Source organism: Amycolatopsis deserti, from assembly GCF_014653945.1.
Classification (GTDB): Bacteria; Actinomycetota; Actinomycetes; order Mycobacteriales; family Pseudonocardiaceae; genus Amycolatopsis_E; species Amycolatopsis_E deserti.
Map to the genome: position 1 here is coordinate 149,257 of NZ_BNAU01000004.1, position 22,021 is coordinate 171,277.

The following is a 22,021-nucleotide window of genomic DNA, read 5'->3' on the forward strand; positions in this document are numbered from 1 at the left end:
GCTGTCGATCAGCGCGTGCGCCTGGGCCGCAACCCGCGGACGAGCGCGCAACCGTGTGCCAGCGGTAGCTGGCGGTGCTGAATGTCGACGCGACGAGGAGGCAGCGCTACGGGATGCTGCGACCCCACAACCGGCTGACTCCTCGATCCAGGACAGGGAAGACCCGCTTCGCTTTCTCGTATTGGCCGACGTGGAAATTAGTTCGTGCGAGACGTCCTGAGATGCTTTCCAATGTATCCGACGTAAACTCGCCCTGTTGCGCGCACATCGTTGTAGTAGTGCAGACGGGGACTTATCATGCCGTACTGAGCGATCTTGAAATGCGCCCCCATAAAGACTTCTCCATCGGGAGAAACATCAAGAGGTACTGGCAGCATTCGCAAGCGATAATACGGGTTGTTTGTCACATCTTCGCTCTCATCAGGCGCGTGACGCGTAGCAGAGTAGCTACGACATCCCGGCGGCGTGTCGGTTAGGTAGAGATGAACGCCACCGGTGAACTTCTGTTCAAGTATAGCCTGAGCATAGTCGTTAAGCGCTCCAAAAATGTCCCAGATCTTACCCGCCCACCCGCCGGATTCGTCGTACTGATCAAGCTCGAGCAACTTGTCGACCTCACCTGTAAATGATACGTTCGACCATTCTTCGAGCCTGTCCGCCAATTCTTCATACGCCACAGGCCGCCGTTCCGTTGACTCCTCGTCCGGAACCCAGATTCGCGCCGCCTGGTCAGTAACAATTAGTAACTTTTGCAGCCTGCGCACTTCGGCAGCGGCCTTCGCATATCCCTCTTCCGCGACTGCTGCGTCGAGCTGCGTGTCTTCCAGCCGCCTACTCACCTCACGAAGGTCGCCACGGAGGCCGGCCACCTGGGATTCGTACGTGTTCAGCCGAGCCTCAATAGCTCCGCGGCCGGCTTGTGCACTTCGAGCGACAGCAGCTAGCTCTCCAAGCTCAAGTACGCCCTCGACGGTGATCGATCCCCCCAGGACAAGATCCAAGGCGTGAATTATGTCCTCGGACAGAAGCGCCGCCGGCGCCGCCTTCGTTTCACGATCGCGTTCCGGTTGAGAAACGGCCCGTTGCGCTGCTGACCGCGATGGGGTAGGCGTGTCAAGCTTGGCGAGAAGGCTGGCGTTCGTCATCTGCGCAAATATGCGGTCGACCTTCATCGCAACGCCCGGAAGTGGCGTCTGGAGTGCGGCTTCTCGCGCACGTCGACCAAGCATAGGCGCAAGACGGCGGACCGGATCATTGGCGATACGATCCATTCCGAGAACCTTGTGACGCCTTGCATCCTCGACATCATCTGGTTCGACGCCGGGCCTGAATGTACGAACTGTCCAGGGATCTATGTTGTGAGCCGGCCCGATCGCGTTGTTGAAGATTCTCGTTGCTTCTGGAGATAATACGTAGGCGCCGGCAAGACCAACCGTCTCGCTGAGCAGGTTTCGTACGAGCAGGAGCCATCTGTCGAAAGGCAGACGTGGCTCAGATCCAGCAACAAAGACAAGGGTGCGGCGATTTGGATCGCAAACCGCCTCGACAAGTGCGTGGACATCCTCGCGCGTCTGGACAGGCTGCGCCTGTCCATGCCGAATATCGTGAGCGGGACGCATCGAAAACCTCGAGCAGCTGTCGCGCCAGGCCGGGCACTTTGGCGTTGATGTTGTCCGGGCCATCGAGATCGAGCCAAAGCCAAGGCTTGGATCGAACGTTTCCTGGAACGTCCAGAGTGAGCTGCGTAACCCACGCACCAGCAGTGTTCTGCTCAGTGATCACCGCACGCAGGGACCGGGAGCCATCGCGACGTTCTGACACCGCAAGTGAGCCAGTAGCGCGTGCACCGAGGACGGTTTCCGATCCGATCTTCAGAGCGTCAGCAGCAAGATCCTTCTTCCGAAGCCACGAGTGAAGCTGTTCAACGGTCATCTTCTTTACATCGCGTCGAGCATTGTTGACCTCGACAAACAGCCGATATTGCAACATCACCGGCCCCCCAATAGTCATCACTACCGTGATCTCGCAACGTGGGTCTGAGTGAAGATCAGGGTCTATAGGACCGCCGCGACAACGCGCACAAGTCACCAGCGTCGCCGCTGTAGCCGCCAATTTTTGAGGTCAGTCATCGATCCCCTACCGCTTGCTGGTGAAACCAGTCGAGCGCTTCGACCAGGCCGCTGCGTGCTTCGGGCTTGACGAGGACGTCCAGTCCAAACCCGGGGCGCAGGTCGAGCTTCGCAAGGGGGAGGTTGACCCCGTCGACCTTGTTCAGCCGCAGGCGCAGCTCTTCCCGCTGAGCGATGTCCTCGAACGGCGAGCGACTGCGGAGGTGCTGGAAGACCACCTCGAACTTCCCGCTCGGGTAGATCGTCGCAGGCCAGATGTCGCCGCGCGGGTCGTCCTTTGCGCGGGACATCAGGAAGCACGACGTCTCCCCGCCCAGGCCGTAGGAAAGGTGCCCGCCGAGAGAAGTCCACGAACTGAGCAGCGCGACCACGGCTTGGGCCACTTCGACGCCCTGCTGTTCCGTGAGCTGAGCAAGGAATCGGTCCCGGAGTTGGGGATCCTGTCCGGGATCGAGATCGGGGACCGGCCCCGGTACCTCGGCGTCGAGCAGCAGCGCGAGCTCGTCGGTGGTTATGCGCTGCGCGTCGTCAGCCCGGTCGTGGCTGTCGAACGCAACCCCCTCGGCGGCGAGGAGTTCCCGCGGGTCGTCGGCGCGCTCCGCGTTCAGCCAGGTGAAGTTGGGCGAGACCTTGCCATCGGACTGCAGCACCCGGTGTGCGTTGGGCGCGGTGGTCGTGGCCAGCCGCTGCCCGACGGCGACCGGGTGGGTGCCAATCAACGCGGCCAGATCGCCATAGGTCGTCCACGAGCCAGCGGGAAGCTCGGCGAGCGCCCGGTTCATCACGTCCCAAGCCGTCCCCGACGGGCTCTTGACCTCCACCTTCGGGCCCGGCCACTCGGCGATCACACGCTCGGCCAGGGCGCTCGCCCTGTCCTCGATCTCACGGCGACTCCAGCGTTCCTGCCGCGCGATTTCCTGGTTCATCAGTACACCGCTGGCGGACAGTTGCTTCCGCTTGACCGCGAAGGAACTGTTGCTGAGCTTCGAGTTGTAGCCCGTCAGAGTCAAGTTCCCCAGGGTGTGGACGAGTGACTCGTGCACCTGGGCGAAGCTCTCGCCCGGCGCCAGGTCCGCTCCGAGCATCTCCCGCCACTCGCGCGTCGGCGTCTGCGGGAGCACGTGCTCGATCGTCAGTGACGTCAGGTCGACAGGCTCCTTGTTGCCGTACGTCTCCTCCAGCCAGCGGAGCACCAGAGCACGCTGGTGCGGACGCCCGTTGAGGTAGTACGGGACGCTCCGGACCGCCGCCCGGATTTCTTCGTCGCTGGCGTAGTACTTGCGCCCCGTCGACAAGTACCGGCGGACCGCTTCGTCCACTGGTACGTCCGTGTCCATCTCGGTGACGACGGCGAGGAGGACCCGGTTGATGCTTGCGGTCGCCCGACCGATCAACAACCGCCGGACGAAGTAGCTCTCCACGTAGAGCATCGCCGACGCGATCTCTTCCGAACTGGCGGTGCCACGCTGCCGGCGGTCAAGCAGGTGGAGCAGGAGCGGGTAAACAGTCGTGGTGCCCCAGGCTCCGAGCCGTTGCAGCCGGTGGCGAACCAGAACGTCCTCCTCCCGCGAAGGGTCGAGGATGGTCCGCAACAGCTCACCAAGACGACCGAACCGGGCGACCTCGCTCTCGATCTCCTCCTCGGTCCGCAACTTGTCGAGCCTGCGCTGCTGTCCGGCATAGGTGTCGGCCTGCTTGATCCGCGGGTCCTGCTGGACGAGATCGAGCCAGAACAACAACTCGAGTTCGCTGCTGCTGAGGCGCTCCTGCAGCGGGAGCCACAGGGACTCGTAGACCATTGCGCCGCGGGTGGGCAAACGCATGAAGAGGTAGTTCCGCAGCAGGTCGCCCTGCGTCAACCGCAACCCGGTGTTGTTCAACGACTCGAAGATCCGATGGGCGTTGTCGCCGCGTTGAGCTGTCACCGACACCAGGGCGAGGCCGGAGATCACGGCGTTCTCGATCCGCTCGATGTCATCGAGGTCGTCGGGGTCATCAATGCCAGCCAGCTGGGCCGAGAAGAAGCGGTAGGCCGCGCCGACCCGGTCAGCCCCACCCTTGTCCGGCGCGCCGGTCAAGCACGCCAGGTATGCGGGCCGGTCGGCCTGGGTCGGCACGAGCTTGAGCCGCTGTTGCTCGGGCTTCCACTTGTTGATCAGGTACTGCTGGTCGATGCGCTCCCGATGTTCCGCGCTCTCCTTTTCCGCCCGGTAGTCACGCAGAGCGCAAAGGAGGATGGACAAGGTGGTCAGGCGCTGCTGCCCGTCGATGACGAGGAACTCCTGCACACCGGCCGGACCGTTGTTCGGACTGGGAGCGAGGACCAGGGAACCGATGAAGTGCGTCAACTCGGGATCCTGCACCCGGTCGTCCGCGAGCTGGGTGATGTCGTCCCAGAGCCGCTGCAATTGATCGTTGGTCCAGGAGTAGGTCCGTTGGTACAGCGGCACCTGGTATTGCTTGGAACCCTCCAGTAGTTCCTGCAGGGTCGTCTCACGCGCCGCAACCACTTGGTCCCCCTTCGTCCACGACCGACGATGAATCTGTCGGAGAAACCCGTGGACGCCGTTAGCACGAAAACGGGCACAAGATCATAACAACGTTCTACGCACGGGCCGGCCGCTAACGCACCACCTCGTACGCCAGGTGTGTCACCCCATTGCCCTCCACCACCGTGGGGTTGCTCAACCGCACGGGGGTCTTTGCCAGGTTCTCGAACCAGCGGACGCCTTCCCCCAGCAGCACGGGTACCTGGTCCACGTTGATGGCGTCCAGCAGGCCCGCGTCGAGGGCTTGCTGGGCTATCTTCGCGCTCGCGATCACCACGTCCTTCGAACCCGCCAGCTCCGACGCCACCCGCACCGCTTCCTCGACGCTGGACACGAACGTGAAGCCCGCCGGTGCGTCGGCGGGTGTCGAGTGCGACACCACCACCACCGGGACCCCCATCGGGTGCTTGCCGCCCCAGCCGTGGGTGATGTCGTACAGGTGGCGGCCCGCGATGAGGGCTCCGACCCGGGACATCGCGGCCGTCATGTACTCCGCGCTCGCCGGGGACATGCGGAACGTCGCCCACTCCACGGCGGTCGGGACCTCCACCTCGCCGTTGCCCATCCAGCCGAACAGCAGGTCGATGCCGTCGCCGGGGTCGGCGATGAAACCGTCGAGGGACATGGACATGTTGGCGATGACCTTGCTCATTTTCCGTTCTCCTTCGTCGCGTGAACCGGACAGCCATGACTCTGCCGCCCGGGCGCGCCGGAAATATCGGCCACCTGGCCACCATCCGGGGTGGCACACTGATCCGCGATGTCAGCCACCCTGCCGCCGCAGCTCACCCCGTTCGTCGGGCGGGACGAGGAACTGGGCGCGCTCGCCGCGGAACTCGCCGCGAATCGCCTGGTCACGGTCGCCGGGCCGGGCGGGTGCGGCAAGACGCGGCTGGCCCTGCAGGTGGCCGGCACCCACGACGACGTCCGCTGGGCCGACCTCACCGCCACCACCGACGGAACAGTCGTGCCGAAGCTCCTCGCCGCCGCCACCGACACCCTGCTCACCCCGGACCACGGCTCACTCGCGCGGCAGATCGGCGACCGCCGAATGCTGGTCTGCCTGGACAACTGCGAACACGTCCTCACCGCCGCCGCCGACGCCGCCCTCGAGCTGATCACCACCTGCCCGAACGTCACCGTCCTCGCCACCAGCCGCGAACCCCTCGGCGTGCCCGGCGAGCGCGTCTGGCGGGTGCCCTCGCTCAAGGCCGCGGACGCCGTCGCGCTCTTCCAGGCCCGGTCGGGCACCGGCGAGACCACCGCGACGAGCACCCTGTGCGCCCGGCTGGACGGCATCCCGCTGGCGATCGAGCTGGCCGCCGCCTGGTCGGGCACCCTGTCCGTCCCCGAGATCCTGGACGGCCTCGACGACCGGTTCGCCCTGCTGGTGCGCGGCCCGCGCGGCGTGGCGGCGCGGCACCAGACCCTCGCGGCGTCCATGGCGTGGAGCCACGACCTGCTCGACGAACCCGACCGCGTCCTCTTCCGCCGCCTCGGTGTCTTCCACGGCGGCTTCACGCTCGACGCGGCCGCCGGCGTGTGCGGGTCCCGGATGGCGGTGCTCACCGGGCTCGGCCGGCTGGTCGACAAGTCGCTCGTCATCGCGGACACGACCGGGCCGGCCACCCGGTACCGGATGCTGGAGACGATCCGTCAGTACGCCCTGGCCCGGCTGGCCGCCTCCGGCGAGGAGGACGCGATCCGCGACCGGCACCTGGACACGTTCCTCGCGATCGTCGAGGAAGCCGCGCCGCTGCTCGGCACCGACAAGGACGCCTGGCGCGCGGTGGTGGGCCCCGAGCAGGAGAACCTGCGGGCCGCGATCGAGCACGGTCTCGCCGCCGAGGACCCGGACCGCGGCCGGCGGCTGGCGGCCGGGCTGGCCTGGTTGTGGCACCTCAACGGCCGCGGCCACGAGGGCATGACCCTGCTGCGCCAGGCCGTCGACCGCGGCCCGGCCGGCACGGAGCTGCAGGCCCGGCTGCTGACCGGGCTCGCGCTCGTCGCCGACACGATGGGCCTGGACCACGACCCGGCGCGGGCGGCGCTGGAGATCGTCCCGGACGACGGCCTGGCCACGCTGCTGTGCGCGCTCGGTGAACTGGTCCGCGACTTCGACACCGCGGCGAAGCTCGCCGAGCGGGCGCGGGTGAGCGAGGATGGCTTCGTCCAGGACGGCGCGACGGCGTTGCTCGGCATCATCGCCCACCTGCGCGACGACCACGCGGTTGCTGTTCCGTTGCTGGAAGCCGCAGTGGAGGGACTGCTGCGACGGCGGGACCGCGGAGTCGCGTCGACCGCGTTGTCCTTCCTCGCGACGAGCGCGCTGTACACCGGGCAGGTCGCGCGGGCTCGCGAGCTCGCGGCCGAGGGCGTGCGCGTGGCCCGGCCGCTGGAGGACTACCACCGCATCGGCTCCGCGACGAGCGTCCTCGCGGTGGTCGAGGGCACCGCCGGCAACCTCGACGAGGCGCGGGCCGTGCTCGATCCGATGGTCCGGCTCGTCCACGGCGCCGAATCGCCGCCGTTCGTGCCGGGGCTGGCGCGCGCGGTGGGGTACCTGCACCTGTGGTCCGGTTCGCCGGCCGAGGCGATCGGCTGGTTCCGGCGCGAGAGCACCCCGACGGCGCTGGTCGGGCTCGCCGAAGCGCTGCGGCTGGCCGGGGACCTCGACGAGGCGGCGGAGGTGGCCGAGCGCGCCCTCGCCGCCGCCCGGCAGGCGGGGATGCCGAAGGTGATCGCCGACGCGCTGGAGCAGTCCGCGATCCTGTCCGACTCGGCGGATCTGCACCACGAAGCGCTGGCGATCCGGGCGGAACACGGGCTGTGGCTGTGTTGCGTGAGCAGCTTGGAAGCGCTTTCCGGCGAGCCGCTCCAGCAGGCGTGCGAGCGCGCGAAGCGGGACATGGGCCTGCCACACGGCCCGGTGCCCGACAACGCGATGCCGTTGCGGGAGGCCATCGACTACGCCCGTCGCGCGCGGGGGAAGCGCGGCCGACCGGCGAGCGGCTGGGCGAGCCTGACGCCGACCGAAGAGAGCGTGGTGCGCCTTGCCGCGCAGGGGCTGAACAACCCGGAGATCGGCGCCCGGTTGTTCATGAGCCGCAGCACGGTCAAGACGCACCTGTCGCACATCTACGCCAAGCTCGGCGTCACCAACCGCACCGAGCTGGCGGCCGCCAGTGCCGACCGCTCGGCGGCACCCGACGCCCCGGTCAAGGGTTGACGGCCAGGAAGAGGAAGCTCGCGAACAGGGCGAGGTGGACGCCGCCCTGCAGGGGTGTCGCCCGGCCCGGCACCACCGTCAGCACGCCGGTCACCACGGTGAGCGCGAGCAGCACCAGGTGCGTGCTGCCGAGGCCGAGCACGAGCGTGCCGGGCAGCCAGATCGAGGCGAGCGCGATCGCCGGGATGGTGAGCCCGATGCTCGCCATCGCCGAGCCGAGCGCGAGGTTGAGGCTGGTCTGGATGCGGTCGCGCCGGGCGGCCCGCAGCGCGGCGATGGTCTCCGGCAGCAGCACCAGCAGCGCGATCACCACACCGACCACCGCGTGCGGCAGACCGGCGTTGTCCACACCCGCCTCGATCGCCGGGGAGACGACCTTCGCGTCGCCGACCACGGCCACCAGCGCGATCAGCAGGAAGACCAGGCTGAACCAGGCCGCGCCGGAGCTGGGCGGCTCGGCGTGCTCGTCGGCGCCCTGCTTGACCGGCAGGAAGTAGTCGCGGTGCCGGTAGGTCTGCATCGCCACGAACAGGCCGTACAGCACGAGCGACGCCACGCCCGCGAACGCCAGCTGCGCCGGGGAGAACTCCGGGCCGGGACGGCTGGTGGTGAAGGTCGGCAGGACCAGGCTCAGCGTGGCCAGCGTCGCGACGGTCGCGAGCGCCGCGCCGGCACCCTCGGCGTTGAACACCGCGACCCGGTGCCGCAACGCGCCGACCAACAGCGACACGCCGAGGATGCCGTTGCAGGTGATCATCACGGCGGCGAACACCGTGTCCCGCGCCAGGGTGGCGGTCTTCCCGCCGCCGTCAGCCATCAGAGTGACGATCAACGCGACTTCGATCACCGTGACGGCGACGGCCAGCACGAGTGACCCGAACGGTTCACCGATCCGGTGGGCCACGACCTCCGCGTGGTGCACCGCGGCGAGGACGGCCGCAGCCAGGCACAGCGCGACCACGATGACGAGCGGCAACGGGAGTTTCCGGCCCCAGCTCAGCACCAGTGCGAGGACGGCCACCAGCGGGCCCAGTACGGTCCAGTCGGTCAGCCGGGATCGAATTCGGGCGCCCACAGGCCCACCCTGCCACAGCGATCAACTCCCAGCCGGGCTTGCGCGCGCCGCCGGTCTGTGGTGCCCTGTCACCCCTGGGTGGTTGTTATCACGCGATCGAGCGATCTGCATCACACCGGGGTACCGATCTTGGGGTCCCGGCCGATAGAAAGCGCGACGACTCGGCGCGGAACGACACTGGACGAGTGACGAGGAAGGTACGCCCTGTGACGACAGGTGCCCACAGCCTGGGAACCGGAAGCGGGGCGACGACGGTCGCCGAACTGCTCGCGCGCAGTGATCGCCCGGTTCGGCAGCGTCACTCCCGGGCGGCCGAACCCTCCCCGGTCGAGATGACGATGCCGAACATGGTCGCCGCCATCTCCGTGCTCGACTCGAAGTCCCCGCGCCGCCTGGAGCGCCCGCCGGTGGCGAGCACCGCTGGGATGCGCGTGTTCGGGACCGGCTCGTTCGGTTCGGCCGGGACGGTCGGTGCCACCCTGCGCGGCAGCGACCAAGGTGGCCGCGCCGGACGGACGACGGCTCCTGGCGCGATGACCGGCGAGCAGACGCCGGCCGCGCTCGCGACGACCCCGGTCGCCCCGCCGCCACCGGCCGACCCGCCTGCCGATTCGCCGGTCGCGGAGGTCAAGGCGGCCCAGACGATCGTCTTCGAGGCCTGCGTCGTGGACGACGAGCCGGCCGAGCCGCTGATCGTGCCGGTCGACGAGGACGCCGACGTGCAGCCGGCGAAGGAGCGGCGGAACCGGCCGCTGATCCTGGCCACCGCGAGCGCCGGGCTGACGCTGGCCGGCGCGATGCTCGTCGGCGGCTGGATCGCCGGGCCGGGTGACGCGCCCGAGCCGGTCAGCCTGTCCGGTGGGCACGCCGCGCCACAGGAGCCGACCGTGGCCGACCAGGGCGAGCAGGCCGACGCGGTCCCGCCGCAGGGCCGGTTCACCGGCATCCTGCCGGTCGCCGCGACGAAGCAGGCGGCGCCGCAGACGGCCACGCCGAAGGCCGCCGCGCCGACCACGAAGAAGCCGACCCGGCAGGCGGCGCCGAAGCAGACCCAGCAGGCGCCGAAGCCACAGTTCTCCGTTCCGCAGTACCAGATCCCGCGTTACGACCGGGACTGGCGCGAGTACGAGCGCGAGTTCGACTACGACTACGGGCACGACTACGACTACGGCCGGGACCGCTACGACGACCGGCACGGCCACCGGCACCGCTGAGCTGTTGACGCCCCACCGGCGGCGGCGGATCATCGCCGGTGATGAGCGTCTACGACGACCGGCTCTGGCTGGCGCGGTACGCGCCGGGGCAGCCCGCGGGGATCACCGTCGAGCACGACAGCGCGCTGGCGATGTTCCGCGCCGCGGTGGCCCGGAATCCCGACGGGGACATCCTGCGGTACTGCGGCGGCCGGATCACCCTGCGCGAGCTGGACGAGCTGACCGACGCTTTCGCCGTGGGCATCACCGACGCCGGGTTCCGGCCGGGTGAGCGGGTCGCGATCTTCGCGCAGAACGTGCCGCAGTTCGTGATCGCCCAGGTCGGCACGTGGAAGGCGGGCGGGATCGCGGTGTCGGTCAACCCGATGAACCGGGAACGCGAACTGGGCCAGCTGCTGGCCGACTCCGGGGCGACGGTGCTCGTGACGCTGCAGTCGCTGTGGCAGGAGGTGGCGGCGAAGGTCGTGCCGGAGACCGCGGTACGGACGGTGCTGACGACGTCCGAACTGGAGTACCGTGCCGAGCCCGGCTCGCCGGTGGAGTGTCCGGGGACCGTGGACCTGGCGGGGATGCTCGCGCGGTTTCGCGGGGTGGCGCCGCCGGAAGTGACGCTCGGGCCGGACGACATCGCGTTCCTGACGTACACCTCGGGCACGACGGGCCCGCCGAAGGGTGCGATGACGACACATCGGAACGTCGTCTTCAACGCGCAGACGTACCGGGACTGGGTGGGGTTGAGCGGCGACGACGTGATCCTCGGGGTGGCGCCGCTGTTCCACATCACCGGGCTGATCGGGCACATCGCGGTGGCGCTGCTGGTGGGCGCGCCGCTGGTGCTGATGGGCCGGTTCGACGCGGCGCGGACGATCGAGACGGTGCGTGCGGAGCGCGCGACGTTCACCGTCGGGTCGATCACGGTGTTCATCGCGTTGATGAACGTGCCCGGCGTCGAGCGGGAGGCGCTGGCTTCGTTGCGGAAGATCTATTCCGGCGGAGCGCCGATCCCGCCGAGCACGGTGAAGGCTTTCCAGGCGGCGTTCGGTACGTACATCCACAATTGCTACGGCCTGACGGAGACGACGTCGCCGTCGCACGCGGTCCCGTTCGGCGCGGAGGCACCGGTGGACCCGGCTTCCGGCGCGCTGTCGGTCGGGGTGCCGGTGTACGACACGGTGGTGCGGGTCGTCGACGAGGAGGGCCGGGAGGTGCCGGTCGGCGAGGTGGGCGAGCTGGTGACGTCCGGCCCGCAGGTGGTGGCCGGGTACTGGGAAAAGCCGGAGGAGACGGAGAAAGCGCTCCCCGGCGGGCGGTTGCACACCGGCGATGTGGGATACATGGACGCCCAGGGCTGGTTTTACGTGGTGGACCCGAAGAAGGACCAGATCAACGCGGGCGGGTACAAGGTTTGGCCCCGCGAAGTCGAGGACGTGCTGTACGAACACGAGGCGGTCCGGGAAGCCGCGGTGATCGGTGTCCCGGACCAGTACCGCGGGGAGACGGTGAAGGCTTTCGTCAGCCTGCGCCCGGGTTTTTCGGCCACGGCGGAGGAACTGATCGATTTCTGCCGGGAACGAATGGCGGCGTACAAGTATCCACGGCAGGTGGAATTCCTGGAGGAGCTACCGAAAACGGTATCGGGAAAGCTATTGCGGCGCGCACTCCGCTGACGGCGCGCAGCCGGCGCTTTGCACCAACCCGGAGCTGGGTGGTCATCCCGTCGCCTGACACGTGACGATCACCTTGAGCCAGGGCCGCAACCTCCGCTGCCAGCGCGAGTTGACATGCCAACCTTGCGGCCCTGGCTCAAGGTGATATGCACAAACCGGAAGGCGACGGGATGACCACCCAGCGACCACCTCGACAAGGTGAGACGAGGGGCTTTTCTGTCATCCCGGAGCCTGCCCGTCCGGCGAGGACATCTTTTGATCTTTAGTCTTGCCTTGGGGCAGGCGAAGAGCCCGCCCTGCGGGCGGATAAAAAGCGCCTCACGGCGCCAAAGGTCACCTTACGACCACCCCCGCCCCCGATGCCTGATTGTGTTTCAGTCGCCGAGCAGCGGCGTCAAGGCGGGAAAGAGTACCTTGACCCCGCTGATCGGCGACCAAAGATCGGCTGTGGATCGGGGGCGGGGGAGGTCTGGTTGGGGTAGTCGGTGGCGTTGCGTTGCCGGCCGCCGGTTGGTGAGGTGGGGTGCGGCCCGGGTCGTGCTTGGCCCGCTCCCGTTGCCGGCTTGCGGTTGGTGAGGTGGGGTGCGGCCCGGGTTGGTCCCGGTCCACTGCCGTTTCCGGCCCCCGCCCTACTCCCGCTCGTCGGCGTTGGCGCGCCTTGCTGCTTCCCTCATCTCGAACAGGTCCGTCAGCCAATCGCCCGTCTCCCGGGCGATGTCCCGCACCGCGCCGGTGATGATCGTCGCTATGTTGCCGATGTGCGTGGCCGCGGATTCGGTGAGCACCTGGACCGTGTCCTTGCCGCTTTCGATCGGGTCGACCATCACACGTCCTTCACGCCGCCGCGGAAATCCTGTCGGACGCCAGCGTATCGGGCGACGGCTCCTCCCGCCGAGGCCGCGGCGGCAGCGCGAACTTCACGATCTTCTTCGCCACCGACCACAGCTGCTTGTGCAACGGCCCGGTGTTGTACGGCAGCCCGTACTTCTCGCACACCGCCCGCACCTCCGCGGCGATCTCCGGGTACCGCCGCGCCGGGATGTCCGGGAACAGGTGGTGCTCGATCTGGTGCGACAGGTTCCCGCTCAGGATGTGGAACAACGGGCCGCCCGTGATGTTCGCCGAGCCGAGGATCTGCCGCAGGTACCACTGGCCCCGCGTCTCGTTCTCGGTCTCCTCCTCGGTGAAGCTCTCCACGTCCGACGGGAAGTGGCCGCAGAAGATGATCGCGAACGCCCACAGGTTGCGGGTCAGGTTGGCCGTCGCGTTGCCGAGGAACGTCAGCGGCGCGAGCGGGCCGGTGAGCAGCGGGAACAGCACGTAGTCCTTGCCGACCTGCTTCACCGCCTTCTGCACCATCCGCGAGCGCATCTCCTTCAGCTCGGGGTCCGACCACTTCCGCTCACCGCGCACGATCCGGTCGAACTCCAGGTCGTGCAGCATCACGCCCCACTGGAAGATGAACGCCAGCACCGTGGCGTACACCGGGTTGCCCAGGTAGTACGGGTGCCACTTCTGCGCCGGGTCGATGCGCAGGATGCCGTACCCGATGTCGCGGTCCTTGTCGAGCACGTTGGTGAACGTGTGGTGGATGTAGTTGTGCGAGTGCCGCCAGTTCTCGGCGGGCGCCATCGTGTCCCACTCGAACTTCTGCGAACTCAGCTCCGGGATGCGCGTCCAGTCGTACTGGCCGTGCATCACGTTGTGGCCGATCTCCATGTTGTCCAGGATCTTCGCCAGCGACAGCGCGCCGACCCCGGCGAGCCAGGCCGGCGGGAAGAACCCGCCGAACAGCAGCGCCCGCCCGGCGACCTCCAGACCCCGCTGGGTCCTGATGACGTTTCTGATGTAGTCGACGTCGTCCTGGCCGAGGTCGGCGACGATCCGCTGCCGGATCGCGTCCATCTCGCGGCCGAACTCCTCGATCTGCTCCGGCGTGAGCCGGTCCTGCAAGCCGGTCATGGGAAGCTCCTCTACGCGTTGATCTCCACGTCCCCGGCGGGGACGGAGATGCACAGCTGGATCTCTTCGTTCTCTTCGCCGGACACCTCGCCCGACTTCGCGTTGCGCACCCGGCCGCGGGCCTTGACCTTCGTGCAGGAGAAGCAGATGCCCATGCGGCAACCGTGCTCCGGGCTGAGCCCGGCCTCCTCGGCCTGTTCCAGCAGCGGGCGGCCCGAGTTGGGGAACTCGACACCGCTGTGCGCGAACCGCACCGTCCCCTCGGCCGCCGACTCGTCGATCACCAGCTCCGGCGGCGTGAACTCTTCGGTGATCAGTTGTTCACCCAATTGTTCGCTGTCGTACACAGCGCGCACCGAGTCCATCAGCGGCGCCGGACCGCACAGGTACGTCAGCGCGTCGGCGTACCAGGGCGCGGCCTCGACCAGGTGGTCCCGCGAGAAGAACCCGCTCAGCTCGCCGCCCTCGGCGTGGGTGCACGCCAGCACGACCCGCACGTTCGGCGCCTGCCGCGCCAGTTCACCGGCGTAGAGCACGTCCTCGGGGGTGTTCGCGTAGTGCAGGAACACCACCTCGCCGGTGTGCCCCTCGTCGGCGAGGGTGCGCAGCATCGACATCAGCGGGGTGATCCCGCTGCCGCCGCTGATCAGCAGCAGCTTCTCCGGCCGCGGCTCGGGCAGGGTGAACGTGCCCTCGGCCTGGGACAGGCCGAGCACCCAGCCCGGCCGGGCGCGGTTGAGGTGCTGCGACACCAGGCCCTGCGCCTTGATCGTCAGCTCCACCCAACCGTCGCGGTGCTGCGAGCCGGCCGGCGAGTAGCAGCGGGTGCGCCGCACGCCGTCGATGTCCACCGAGACCCGCACGTACTGGCCGGCCTGGAAGCCGCGCCAGGCCGCGCTGGGCTTCAGCGTCAGCGTGACGGTGTCGGCGGTCTGGTGCTCGACCGCCGTGACCTCGCCGCGGATCTCGCGGCGGACCAGCATCGGGTCGATCAGTTCCAGGTAGCGGTCGATGCCGTGCGGGGTGAGCAGCGCCTCGGCGAACGCGGCGAGCCGCATGATTCCTCCCCGGGATCATTTTCGGAGAACACTTGTACACTCAATGGTGGCGTACCCGCCGGGGGCGCTGTCAACCGAAGGAGGTGCGGGCGTGACGCAGGTCGCACCCGGAACCGGACGTAAGATCGGCGATGTGTCGGCCGAGTCCGTCAAGCCCGTGAGCCGGCAGGAACGCAAGCAGCGCACCCGCCAGGCGTTGCTGGACGCCGCGCTCGCCCAGCTCGCGGACCGCCCGTTCGCCGTGCTGAGCCTGCGTGAGGTGACCAAGCAGGCCGACATCGTGCCGACCGCCTTCTACCGGCACTTCACCTCGATGGACGAGCTGGGCCTGGTGCTGCTCGGCGAGTCGATGGACGTCCTGCGCCGGATGCTGGACGCGGCGCGCGACACCGGCACCGACTTCGACCGGGTCGTGCACACCGTCGTGCGGACGCTGCACGAGTACACCCGTGCGCACGAGGCCCACTTCCGCTTCCTGACCCGCGAGCGGCACGGCGGCGGGGGCGCGGTGCCGCAGGCCGCGCGCACCGAGCTGCGCATGTTCGCCGGCGACCTGGCCGTCGACCTCGCCCGGTTCGACTGCCTGCGCCGCTGGCGGACCGAGGACCTGCGGATGCTCGCCGACATGATCGTCACCATGCTGTTGTCCACCGCGGTGGAACTCATCGAAACCGTGCCGCGCAGCGCGGAATCCGACGAACGCATTCTCGCCACCGCGGAGAACCGGCTGAAACTGATCGCCCGGGGCGCCGCGCACTGGACGTGACCCTCATTCGAGGGACACCGGCGGTTTGCGCACTCCGATCGCGCTTGCGAACGTCGAATTCATGCGAAAGATCGCCGCTTTGACCGCCGCCGCGTTCCTGCTGACCACGGCGCCCGCCGCCGCCGAGCCGGCGTTTCTGACGTCCTACTACGGAAACGGGTGGAGCCTGCAGGTCGCGGGCACCGTGACCAAGGACGGCGACCAGGCCTACTCGATCGAGCTGACCGTCTCCGGCGCGTGCCCGGCGGCGCACATGCTGAGCACCCCGAAAATGGGTGTCCGATACCGATCGCCGCGCGAGAACTGGCACACGGAAATGTTCCCGTGCGGCACGAATCCCGAGCCGATCAAGGGATCCGGTTATCTCTTCCCCGGGGACAGCGTCTCGATCCAGGCCGTCGGCGAGGCCGGTTTCCCGCCCTCGCCCGGCTACGGTTTCGAGGTCCAGGTGCAGCCGGGCGAGCCTGAGACGGCTCCCACCCCGAGCTTGTGATCATCGAACACCTGTTCTAGCGTCGTGCACGGAGGGTGAGGAGTGCACGATGAACCGGCAGGACGAGGAAGACCGCCTGGAGCGGAAACGGATCGCCGAGCTGGCGGACCAGTGGCGCTCGCTCGCGGGCGCGCTGCCGTTCTGGACGGAGACGCGTGAAGGCGACGAAATCGTGCTGCGCAACCAGTTCGGCGACGAGCTGCTGGTGACCCTGCACGGCCGCTGGGCCCAGCATTTCGCGCAGTACCTGGGTTCATTGCAGAAGACGGCGGGCTGCGCGCTGGCCGAGCTGCTGTGGACCATCGGCGGTCACGGCGACTCGGTACAGATCCGCCGCCAGGCACGCGAACTGCTGCGCGCCATGCTGCTCGAGGAACCCCGGCCACCCGGCCGGCAGCGGTGACGTTCCGTGACCGTCCACTCGCGACACCTCAGCCGCCGGACAGGAACCGCAGCGTCCGCTCGGTGACCTCGTCCGCCGCCATGGCGTGCGCGGCGTCCGGCCACAGCTCGGCCTCCCCGTGCCGCAGGAGTTCGCGGGCCCGGGCCACCGCGCGGCGCGGATCGTGCACCACGCTGCGGCCGCCGATGAGCGCGAGGACCGGCGCGCCGATCCCACGCAGCTGCTCGCCGGTGAACGGGACGGGCCGGGGCAGCGCGATCCGGAAGTGCTGGAACCCGGCGCTGACCAGGCGCCCCTCCACGGCGTCCGCCGGGTCCGCGCCGGTGATCCAGGCCAGGAACCGCGGGCGGGCCCAGCTGGACACGTACGGCAGGCCGACCGGGATGGCCCGCAGCACCAGCGCGGGCGGCAGCGGCGCGAAGGTGGCGACCGGGTCGGCCAGCGTCACCGACAGGACCCGGGCGGGCCGCCGGATCGCCAGGTTGGCGGCCAGCCAACCGCCGGAGGAGACACCGAGCAGGTGCGCCGTGTCGAGGCCCAGTCCGGCCAGGGTCTCGTCGAGCCAGCGCGCCTGGTCCTCCGCGTCGCGGATGGACGCGGTCTGCTCGCTGCGGCCCGGTTCGCCGAGCAGGTCGACGGTGTGGACGCGGTGCCGGCGGGCCAGTCGCGGGAGGTGCGTCCGGAACAGGATGCTCGTACCGCAGCGCCCGGGCAGCAGGACGAGCGGGTCGTCGCCGGCGCCGAAGCGGTAGACGCGGACCGTGCCGAAGGACGTCGGCACGTCGTGCACCGCGGCCGGCTCGGGCAGGGCGCGCAGGCCTTCGTCGTAAACGGCGTCGTAGCGTGCCCGGTTGCTGGGCGACCGAAACCCGCCGACGCGCCCCATTTCCACCTCGCCATCGTGAAGTTCGGCACCTGTAACGGAAGCCGTGAGTGACGCCACGCTGACACCGCGTCCCGGCACCGAGGAAAACGGCCATGTCGATCGTCGCCGCCCCCGTCCACAAGGTCGAATCCGGGGGCTACCGTGGGAGGCATGTTCGGTTTGGCCGCGGTCTGGGCGGAACGGTCGTCCCGCCGGACGCTGAATCATCTGCACAGCCAGCTGGGTGCCGCGGGGCTCGTGGCCGCCGTGGCCACCGCGCCCGGCCTGGCCGCGGTGGTCGACCAGCACGCGGCCGCGGTGCGCGACATCCTGGCCGCGGGTGTCGAGGGTTCGGCGGCCGTGGCGGGTGTCGTGCTGCTCGCCGGCTACGCGCGCGGCCTGCTCGACCACGCCCGTGAAGCCGGGTGGCGGCTGACCGTGCCGCACGGGCCCGAGTCCGGGCCGATGGACTGGCTCACCTTCCGCCTGCTCGCGGTGTGCACGCTGGCCAGTTCGATGGACGATCCGCACTACCGCCAGGGCTTCGAACTGGAACTGCGCTAGACGCGAGAGAACGGCCGGTCCGTCGCCGGACCGGCCGTTCCCCGGTGTGCTACCGGAAGCTCTCCGGCGGCCGCATGGTCGCGCCGCGGTCCGAGCCGGCGGAACCGGTCGGCTGGCGCATCTCCTGCGTGGCCTCCTCCGCGGTCGGCGTGGTGGCGCGGGTGGCGTCCTCACGGCCCCGCTGGTAGGCCTCGGCGTGCGCCTTGGCGGCCGGGATCTGCTCCTCGGCGCGGCCCAGCCAGCGCTCCCAGCGCTGCTGCATCGGCTTCACCAGGCCGCCACCGGCGCCGACGATGACCACACCGGCGACGGTCGCGAGCACGGTGATCAGCACCGGAGTGGTGACCGTGGTGGCCACGCCGATCTGGTTCAGCGCCGCGATGATGCCCAGCGCCCAGATGAACACCGCAGCGATCGTGCCGAGGGTCTTGCCGTAGGACAGGCCGCTCAGGGCGCTGCTGATCAGGTCCTTGACGGCACGGGCGATGGCGCCGGCGATGACCACGATGATGATCGCGACCGCGGCCTTCGGCAGCCACGCCACGATGCCCGCGAGCAGGCCGCTCACCGGGTTCGGGCCCCACACCCCGAAGGCGATCTGCAGGGCGATCAGCAGGACCGCGTAGTACACCAGCTTGGCGATGATGTCCGAGGCGTCGTACTTGCTCTTGGCGAGCATCTGTTTGATGCCGCCGCGCTCGACGACGCGGTCGAAGCCGACCTTCTCGAGCACCTTGTTGACGATCTTGCCCAGTGCTTTCGCGACGAACCACCCGATCGCGAGGATCACCAGGAACGCGACGAACTTCGGCACGAAGGTCGCCACCGCGCTCCAGGCGTTGGACACACCCTGGCCGAAGTCGACGGCCGCCAGGTTGGACGTTGCCACTGGCCTCTCTCCCTTCCGTTGCAGGAGCAACCTGCGCCCCGTTTCTGAAGCGCTTCCGCTGGACTGGCTACCCAGCCCCGGGAGGGCCACACCTGAGTGACCTGCGAATATCCCCCACAAGTGTGATGTAGAGCCCACCGCTGAGGGGGTACGAAGATGCGCTCGACCGGCGGGTTTCGGTTGTTCTGGGGGCCGCGCCGAACGGCGGAAAAAGAGTGCGCCGATCAGCCGGGCGCCACGCCCGGCGACTGCCGGGGACCGCGTATCACCGGGCGAGGGGCGCGGTTTTTGGCCGCCCCGGCGGGCGGCACTGAACCAACCCCGCCTCGGCGCGAACTGCGGCCCGATGGGCGAATCTCAGCCACCGCGCGGCCTACCATCAGCCCCTGCCGGGGGCTTCGACCATCGCGGCCGTGGCCAGCCCGCCGCCGACTGATCGGGCCGCCGCGGCGGAACGACTCCGCGCCCGCACAGCCGACAGAAGCGCGAGCGGCACCGAACCCGGCAGCCCCGCGGTTCGGCCGCCCTGTGGACCGCGCTGAACGAACCCCGACCTCGGCCCCGACACGACTGCCGACGGGCTGATCTCGGCCACCGCACGGCCTACCATCAGCCCCGTCCGGGGGCTCCGGCCGCCGCGCCCGCTGATGCCGGAGAAGCGCGAGCGCACCGGAACCCGCCGCCCGAGCCTTTCCGGCGCAGTCACCCCGCCACCACGGGCCCCCGCCGCCACGCACGCCGATGCCGAAGACCACCGAGAGAGGCACCAGCCGCACCAAAACCCGCCGCCCCGAGCATTTCCGTCGCGGTCAGCCCGCCGTCGAGGGCTCCGGCCGCCGCGCCGGTACCGGCACTCGGCTGATGTCCGACGCCACCACGATCTCGCCGCCGAAGAACTCCCCCGCTTCCGCGCGGAACGCCTCCGGCTCCGCGTACCGCTGCGAGAAGTGCGACAGCACCAGCTTCCGCACCCCGCACTCCGCCGCCACGCGCCCGGCCTGCGCGGCCGTCAGGTGGCCGTACTCGGTGGCCAGCGCGGCGTCCGCGGACAGGAACGTCGACTCGATCACCAGCAGGTCCGCCCGGTCGGCCAGCTCGAAAACGCCGTCGCACAGCCGGGTGTCCATCACGAACGCAAACCGCTGGCCCCGGCGCGGCTCGCTCGCCTCCGGGAGCTCCACCCGCCGCCCGTCGACCTCGATCGAGCCCTCCCGCTGCAACCGCCCGACCGCCGGCCCGCGCACGCCGAGCTCCGCCAGCCGCTCCGGCAGCATCCGCCGGCTGTCCGGTTCGACCAGCTGGTACCCGAACGACTCGACCGGGTGCGACAACCGCCGCGCCACCAGCTGCCCGAACGGCCCCTGCGCGATCACGCCCGGCTCCGCCACCGGCGACTCCACCAGCTCGGCCGTCTCGTGGAAGACGCTCGCGTGCCGCAGCCGCGCGAAGTACTCCGCGCCGGACGCCGGGTAGTGCGCCACCACCGGGTGCCGCACCCCGTCCAGCGACAGCCGCTGCACCACGCCCGGCACGCCCAGGCAGTGGTCGCCGTGGAAGTGGCTCAGGCAGATCCGCGTGATCGAACTGGCCGCCACCCCGGCGAACAACATCTGCCGCTGCGTGCCCTCGCCGGGGTCGAACAGCAGCCCCTCGCCGTCCCAGCGCAGCAGGTAGCCGTTGTGGTTTCGGGTGCGGGTCGGCACCTGGCTCCCGGTCCCCAGCACCACCAGTTCACGCACGGACACTCCCCGACCCTAGGCCGCGCAGCCGCAGCGCCATCCACAGCTCCGCCCGCACGTCCGGGTCGTCGAGGTCCCGGCCGGTCAGCTCGGCGACCTTCGCGATGCGGTTGCGCAGGGTGTGCCGGTGGACGCCGAGCCGCGCCGCCGCCGGGTCCCACTGCCCGTGCCGCCGCAGCCACTCCGCCAACGACGTCACCAGATCGCCCCGCCCGGCCTCGTCGTGGCGCACCAACGGCTCCAGCACCGTGGCGGCAAACGCTTGCGCCTCCTCGGCGGACAACAGCGAGACCAGGTCACCGCGGAACCGCACCAGCTCGGTCGCCGAGGCCACGCCCACCGCCTGCCGGTGCGCCGCAGCCAGCTCGCCGTACCCGGCCGCCGGTGCCACCCCGCCGGTCAGGGACGGGGCCGGCCAGCCCGCCGGCGCGATCGCCACGACGACCCCGTCCACCTCCGCGGGAAACACCGGAGTCCCCTCGAGCGCGTCGAGCACGCGCCCGGCCGGCCCGGTGAACGCGAAGACCTCGAGCGGCTCCGGCGGCAGATCGACGATTCCCGCCACCAGCTCGTGCTGCCCGGCCAGCAGCAAAGACATACATGCCGTATGTATCTTGCGCCGCTCCGATTCCACGCCGTGTGCCCGCGTCAACGTCAGGGTGAGCAGCGAGGCGGCCGCGCTCAGCACGTGCCGGCTGGTCCGGTCGAACGGCTGCGGACGTCCGGCGACGAGGAACCCCTGGTTGCGCAGCACCTGGACGACCACGTGCTGCCCGTCCACCGCGAAGCTCGCGCTCGCCGGCCCGCCGCGCAGCCGCGCGAGTTCGCCCGCGACGGAGGCCAGCCGTTCGGCGGCCGCCGCCGGCGCGGCACGCACCAGCTCACCGCTGCGGCCGACCAGCAACACGAACCCGTCGAGCAGCCGCGCCAGCCGCCGTACCGCCGCGTCCGGCCCGCGCAACGCCGCCCGGGTCAGCTCCTGCTGCGCCGCGTTCGTCGCCGTGACCTCGGCGTACGAGTCCGCCGCCAGCGCCGCCGACACGGCCTTGCTGATCGCGATGAACGGCGTCCGCCGCGGCACCTCGAGCAGCGGCAGCCGGGCCGCGGCCGCGGCGCGCACCAGGCCGGCGGGCACTTCGTCGTGGCTCAGCCCGATACCGAAGCCGAGCCCGGCCAGGCCGCGCGCCGTCAGCCGGTCGACGTACTCGGCCTCCCCGGACAGACGCAGCCCCGTGGTGAGCAGCAGCTCGCCGCCTTCGAGGAACGGCGTCGGATCGTCCAGCTCACTGACGTGCACCCAGCCCACCGGACGGTCCACACCGGACTGCCCGGCCAGCACGCGCAAGCCGAGCGTCGGGTCGGCGAGCAGCCGCCGCAGGGTCACCGGCATGTCCACCACTCTGCCACTTCGTCCAGTTC

Annotated in this window: 18 protein-coding genes; 7 read left to right on the top strand and 11 right to left on the bottom strand. The window is 69.6% G+C overall.

Annotated features, from left to right (window positions below):
* Nucleotides 1-197 precede the first annotated feature (197 nt).
* The 3 genes from IE290_RS18620 to IE290_RS18630 form a co-directional block, all read right to left on the bottom strand.
* Complete coding sequence (locus IE290_RS18620; RefSeq protein ID WP_191245904.1) at nucleotides 198-1,757, bottom strand: hypothetical protein; 1,560 nt, start codon at nucleotides 1,755-1,757, stop codon at nucleotides 198-200.
* Between the two features lie 368 nt (nucleotides 1,758-2,125).
* Nucleotides 2,126-4,639 (bottom strand): GmrSD restriction endonuclease domain-containing protein, encoded by a 2,514-nt coding sequence (locus tag IE290_RS18625; RefSeq protein WP_191245905.1) that lies wholly within the window; start codon nucleotides 4,637-4,639, stop codon nucleotides 2,126-2,128.
* A gap of 112 nt (nucleotides 4,640-4,751) precedes the next feature.
* Complete coding sequence (locus tag IE290_RS18630; RefSeq protein ID WP_191245906.1) at nucleotides 4,752-5,330, bottom strand: dihydrofolate reductase family protein; 579 nt, start codon at nucleotides 5,328-5,330, stop codon at nucleotides 4,752-4,754.
* A gap of 108 nt (nucleotides 5,331-5,438) precedes the next feature.
* Between IE290_RS18630 and IE290_RS37935 the strand changes: the two genes are divergently transcribed.
* The gene (locus tag IE290_RS37935) at nucleotides 5,439-7,907 is read left to right on the top strand and encodes a helix-turn-helix transcriptional regulator (RefSeq protein WP_229874591.1); all 2,469 of its coding nucleotides are present in this window, start codon (nucleotides 5,439-5,441) and stop codon (nucleotides 7,905-7,907) included.
* Here the strand turns inward: IE290_RS37935 and IE290_RS18640 are convergent.
* Nucleotides 7,897-8,982 (bottom strand): calcium:cation antiporter, encoded by a 1,086-nt coding sequence (locus IE290_RS18640; protein ID WP_191245907.1) that lies wholly within the window; start codon nucleotides 8,980-8,982, stop codon nucleotides 7,897-7,899. The genes IE290_RS37935 and IE290_RS18640 overlap by 11 nt on opposite strands.
* 206 nt (nucleotides 8,983-9,188) lie before the next feature.
* Between IE290_RS18640 and IE290_RS18645 the strand changes: the two genes are divergently transcribed.
* Nucleotides 9,189-10,196, top strand: coding sequence for a hypothetical protein (locus IE290_RS18645; RefSeq protein WP_191245908.1), 1,008 nt, complete (start codon nucleotides 9,189-9,191; stop codon nucleotides 10,194-10,196).
* Nucleotides 10,197-10,237: 41 nt separating this feature from the next.
* Entirely contained in the window at nucleotides 10,238-11,863 is a 1,626-nt protein-coding gene (locus tag IE290_RS18650) for a class I adenylate-forming enzyme family protein (RefSeq protein ID WP_191245909.1), read from the top strand.
* A 629-nt stretch (nucleotides 11,864-12,492) separates the two neighbouring features.
* On the opposite strand, the gene IE290_RS18655 is transcribed toward IE290_RS18650, so the two are convergent.
* The 3 genes from IE290_RS18655 to IE290_RS18665 are packed head-to-tail and all read right to left on the bottom strand — an operon-like array spanning nucleotide 12,493 to nucleotide 14,883.
* Nucleotides 12,493-12,687, bottom strand: coding sequence for a hypothetical protein (locus IE290_RS18655; protein WP_094004476.1), 195 nt, complete (start codon nucleotides 12,685-12,687; stop codon nucleotides 12,493-12,495).
* A 10-nt stretch (nucleotides 12,688-12,697) separates the two neighbouring features.
* Nucleotides 12,698-13,825, bottom strand: coding sequence for a fatty acid desaturase family protein (locus IE290_RS18660; protein WP_191245910.1), 1,128 nt, complete (start codon nucleotides 13,823-13,825; stop codon nucleotides 12,698-12,700).
* An 11-nt stretch (nucleotides 13,826-13,836) separates the two neighbouring features.
* Complete coding sequence (locus tag IE290_RS18665) at nucleotides 13,837-14,883, bottom strand: ferredoxin reductase (RefSeq protein ID WP_191245911.1); 1,047 nt, start codon at nucleotides 14,881-14,883, stop codon at nucleotides 13,837-13,839.
* A 91-nt stretch (nucleotides 14,884-14,974) separates the two neighbouring features.
* Here IE290_RS18665 and IE290_RS18670 point away from each other — a divergent pair, with 91 nt between their 5' ends.
* From IE290_RS18670 to IE290_RS18680, 3 genes are read left to right on the top strand one after another with little or no spacing between them, the layout of a single operon-like run.
* The gene (locus IE290_RS18670) at nucleotides 14,975-15,649 is read left to right on the top strand and encodes a TetR family transcriptional regulator (protein ID WP_191245912.1); all 675 of its coding nucleotides are present in this window, start codon (nucleotides 14,975-14,977) and stop codon (nucleotides 15,647-15,649) included.
* 25 nt (nucleotides 15,650-15,674) lie between these two features.
* Nucleotides 15,675-16,142, top strand: a complete 468-nt coding sequence (locus tag IE290_RS18675; protein WP_229874592.1) for a hypothetical protein — start codon at nucleotides 15,675-15,677, stop codon at nucleotides 16,140-16,142.
* 49 nt (nucleotides 16,143-16,191) lie between these two features.
* On the top strand, nucleotides 16,192-16,545 hold the full coding sequence (locus tag IE290_RS18680) for a hypothetical protein (protein WP_191245913.1): 354 nt from the start codon (nucleotides 16,192-16,194) through the stop codon (nucleotides 16,543-16,545).
* A gap of 28 nt (nucleotides 16,546-16,573) precedes the next feature.
* Here IE290_RS18680 and IE290_RS18685 read toward each other — a convergent pair whose 3' ends face one another.
* On the bottom strand, nucleotides 16,574-17,431 hold the full coding sequence (locus IE290_RS18685; protein WP_191246312.1) for an alpha/beta fold hydrolase: 858 nt from the start codon (nucleotides 17,429-17,431) through the stop codon (nucleotides 16,574-16,576).
* Nucleotides 17,432-17,581: 150 nt separating this feature from the next.
* Here IE290_RS18685 and IE290_RS18690 point away from each other — a divergent pair, with 150 nt between their 5' ends.
* Entirely contained in the window at nucleotides 17,582-17,974 is a 393-nt protein-coding gene (locus IE290_RS18690; RefSeq protein WP_191245914.1) for a DUF6401 family natural product biosynthesis protein, read from the top strand.
* A 49-nt stretch (nucleotides 17,975-18,023) separates the two neighbouring features.
* On the opposite strand, the gene IE290_RS18695 is transcribed toward IE290_RS18690, so the two are convergent.
* From IE290_RS18695 to IE290_RS18705, 3 genes are all read right to left on the bottom strand, one after another.
* Nucleotides 18,024-18,863 (bottom strand): mechanosensitive ion channel family protein, encoded by an 840-nt coding sequence (locus IE290_RS18695; RefSeq protein WP_191245915.1) that lies wholly within the window; start codon nucleotides 18,861-18,863, stop codon nucleotides 18,024-18,026.
* 809 nt (nucleotides 18,864-19,672) lie between these two features.
* A complete protein-coding gene (locus tag IE290_RS18700; protein ID WP_191245916.1) occupies nucleotides 19,673-20,608 on the bottom strand; it encodes a ribonuclease Z in 936 nt (311 codons plus the stop codon).
* Nucleotides 20,595-22,001, bottom strand: coding sequence for a PucR family transcriptional regulator (locus IE290_RS18705; protein WP_444541894.1), 1,407 nt, complete (start codon nucleotides 21,999-22,001; stop codon nucleotides 20,595-20,597). The genes IE290_RS18700 and IE290_RS18705 overlap by 14 nt, the downstream gene beginning before the upstream one ends.
* Nucleotides 22,002-22,021 lie beyond the last annotated feature (20 nt).

Coding starts and splice junctions, on each gene's coding strand:
- IE290_RS18630 (WP_191245906.1), bottom strand. CDS start 5,330: ATGAGCAAGGTCATCGCCAACATGTCCATGTCCCTCGACGGTTTCATC.
- IE290_RS37935 (WP_229874591.1), top strand. CDS start 5,439: ATGTCAGCCACCCTGCCGCCGCAGCTCACCCCGTTCGTCGGGCGGGAC.
- IE290_RS18650 (WP_191245909.1), top strand. CDS start 10,238: ATGAGCGTCTACGACGACCGGCTCTGGCTGGCGCGGTACGCGCCGGGG.
- IE290_RS18655 (WP_094004476.1), bottom strand. CDS start 12,687: ATGGTCGACCCGATCGAAAGCGGCAAGGACACGGTCCAGGTGCTCACC.
- IE290_RS18660 (WP_191245910.1), bottom strand. CDS start 13,825: ATGACCGGCTTGCAGGACCGGCTCACGCCGGAGCAGATCGAGGAGTTC.
- IE290_RS18665 (WP_191245911.1), bottom strand. CDS start 14,883: ATGCGGCTCGCCGCGTTCGCCGAGGCGCTGCTCACCCCGCACGGCATC.
- IE290_RS18680 (WP_191245913.1), top strand. CDS start 16,192: ATGAACCGGCAGGACGAGGAAGACCGCCTGGAGCGGAAACGGATCGCC.
- IE290_RS18685 (WP_191246312.1), bottom strand. CDS start 17,431: ATGGGGCGCGTCGGCGGGTTTCGGTCGCCCAGCAACCGGGCACGCTAC.
- IE290_RS18690 (WP_191245914.1), top strand. CDS start 17,582: ATGTTCGGTTTGGCCGCGGTCTGGGCGGAACGGTCGTCCCGCCGGACG.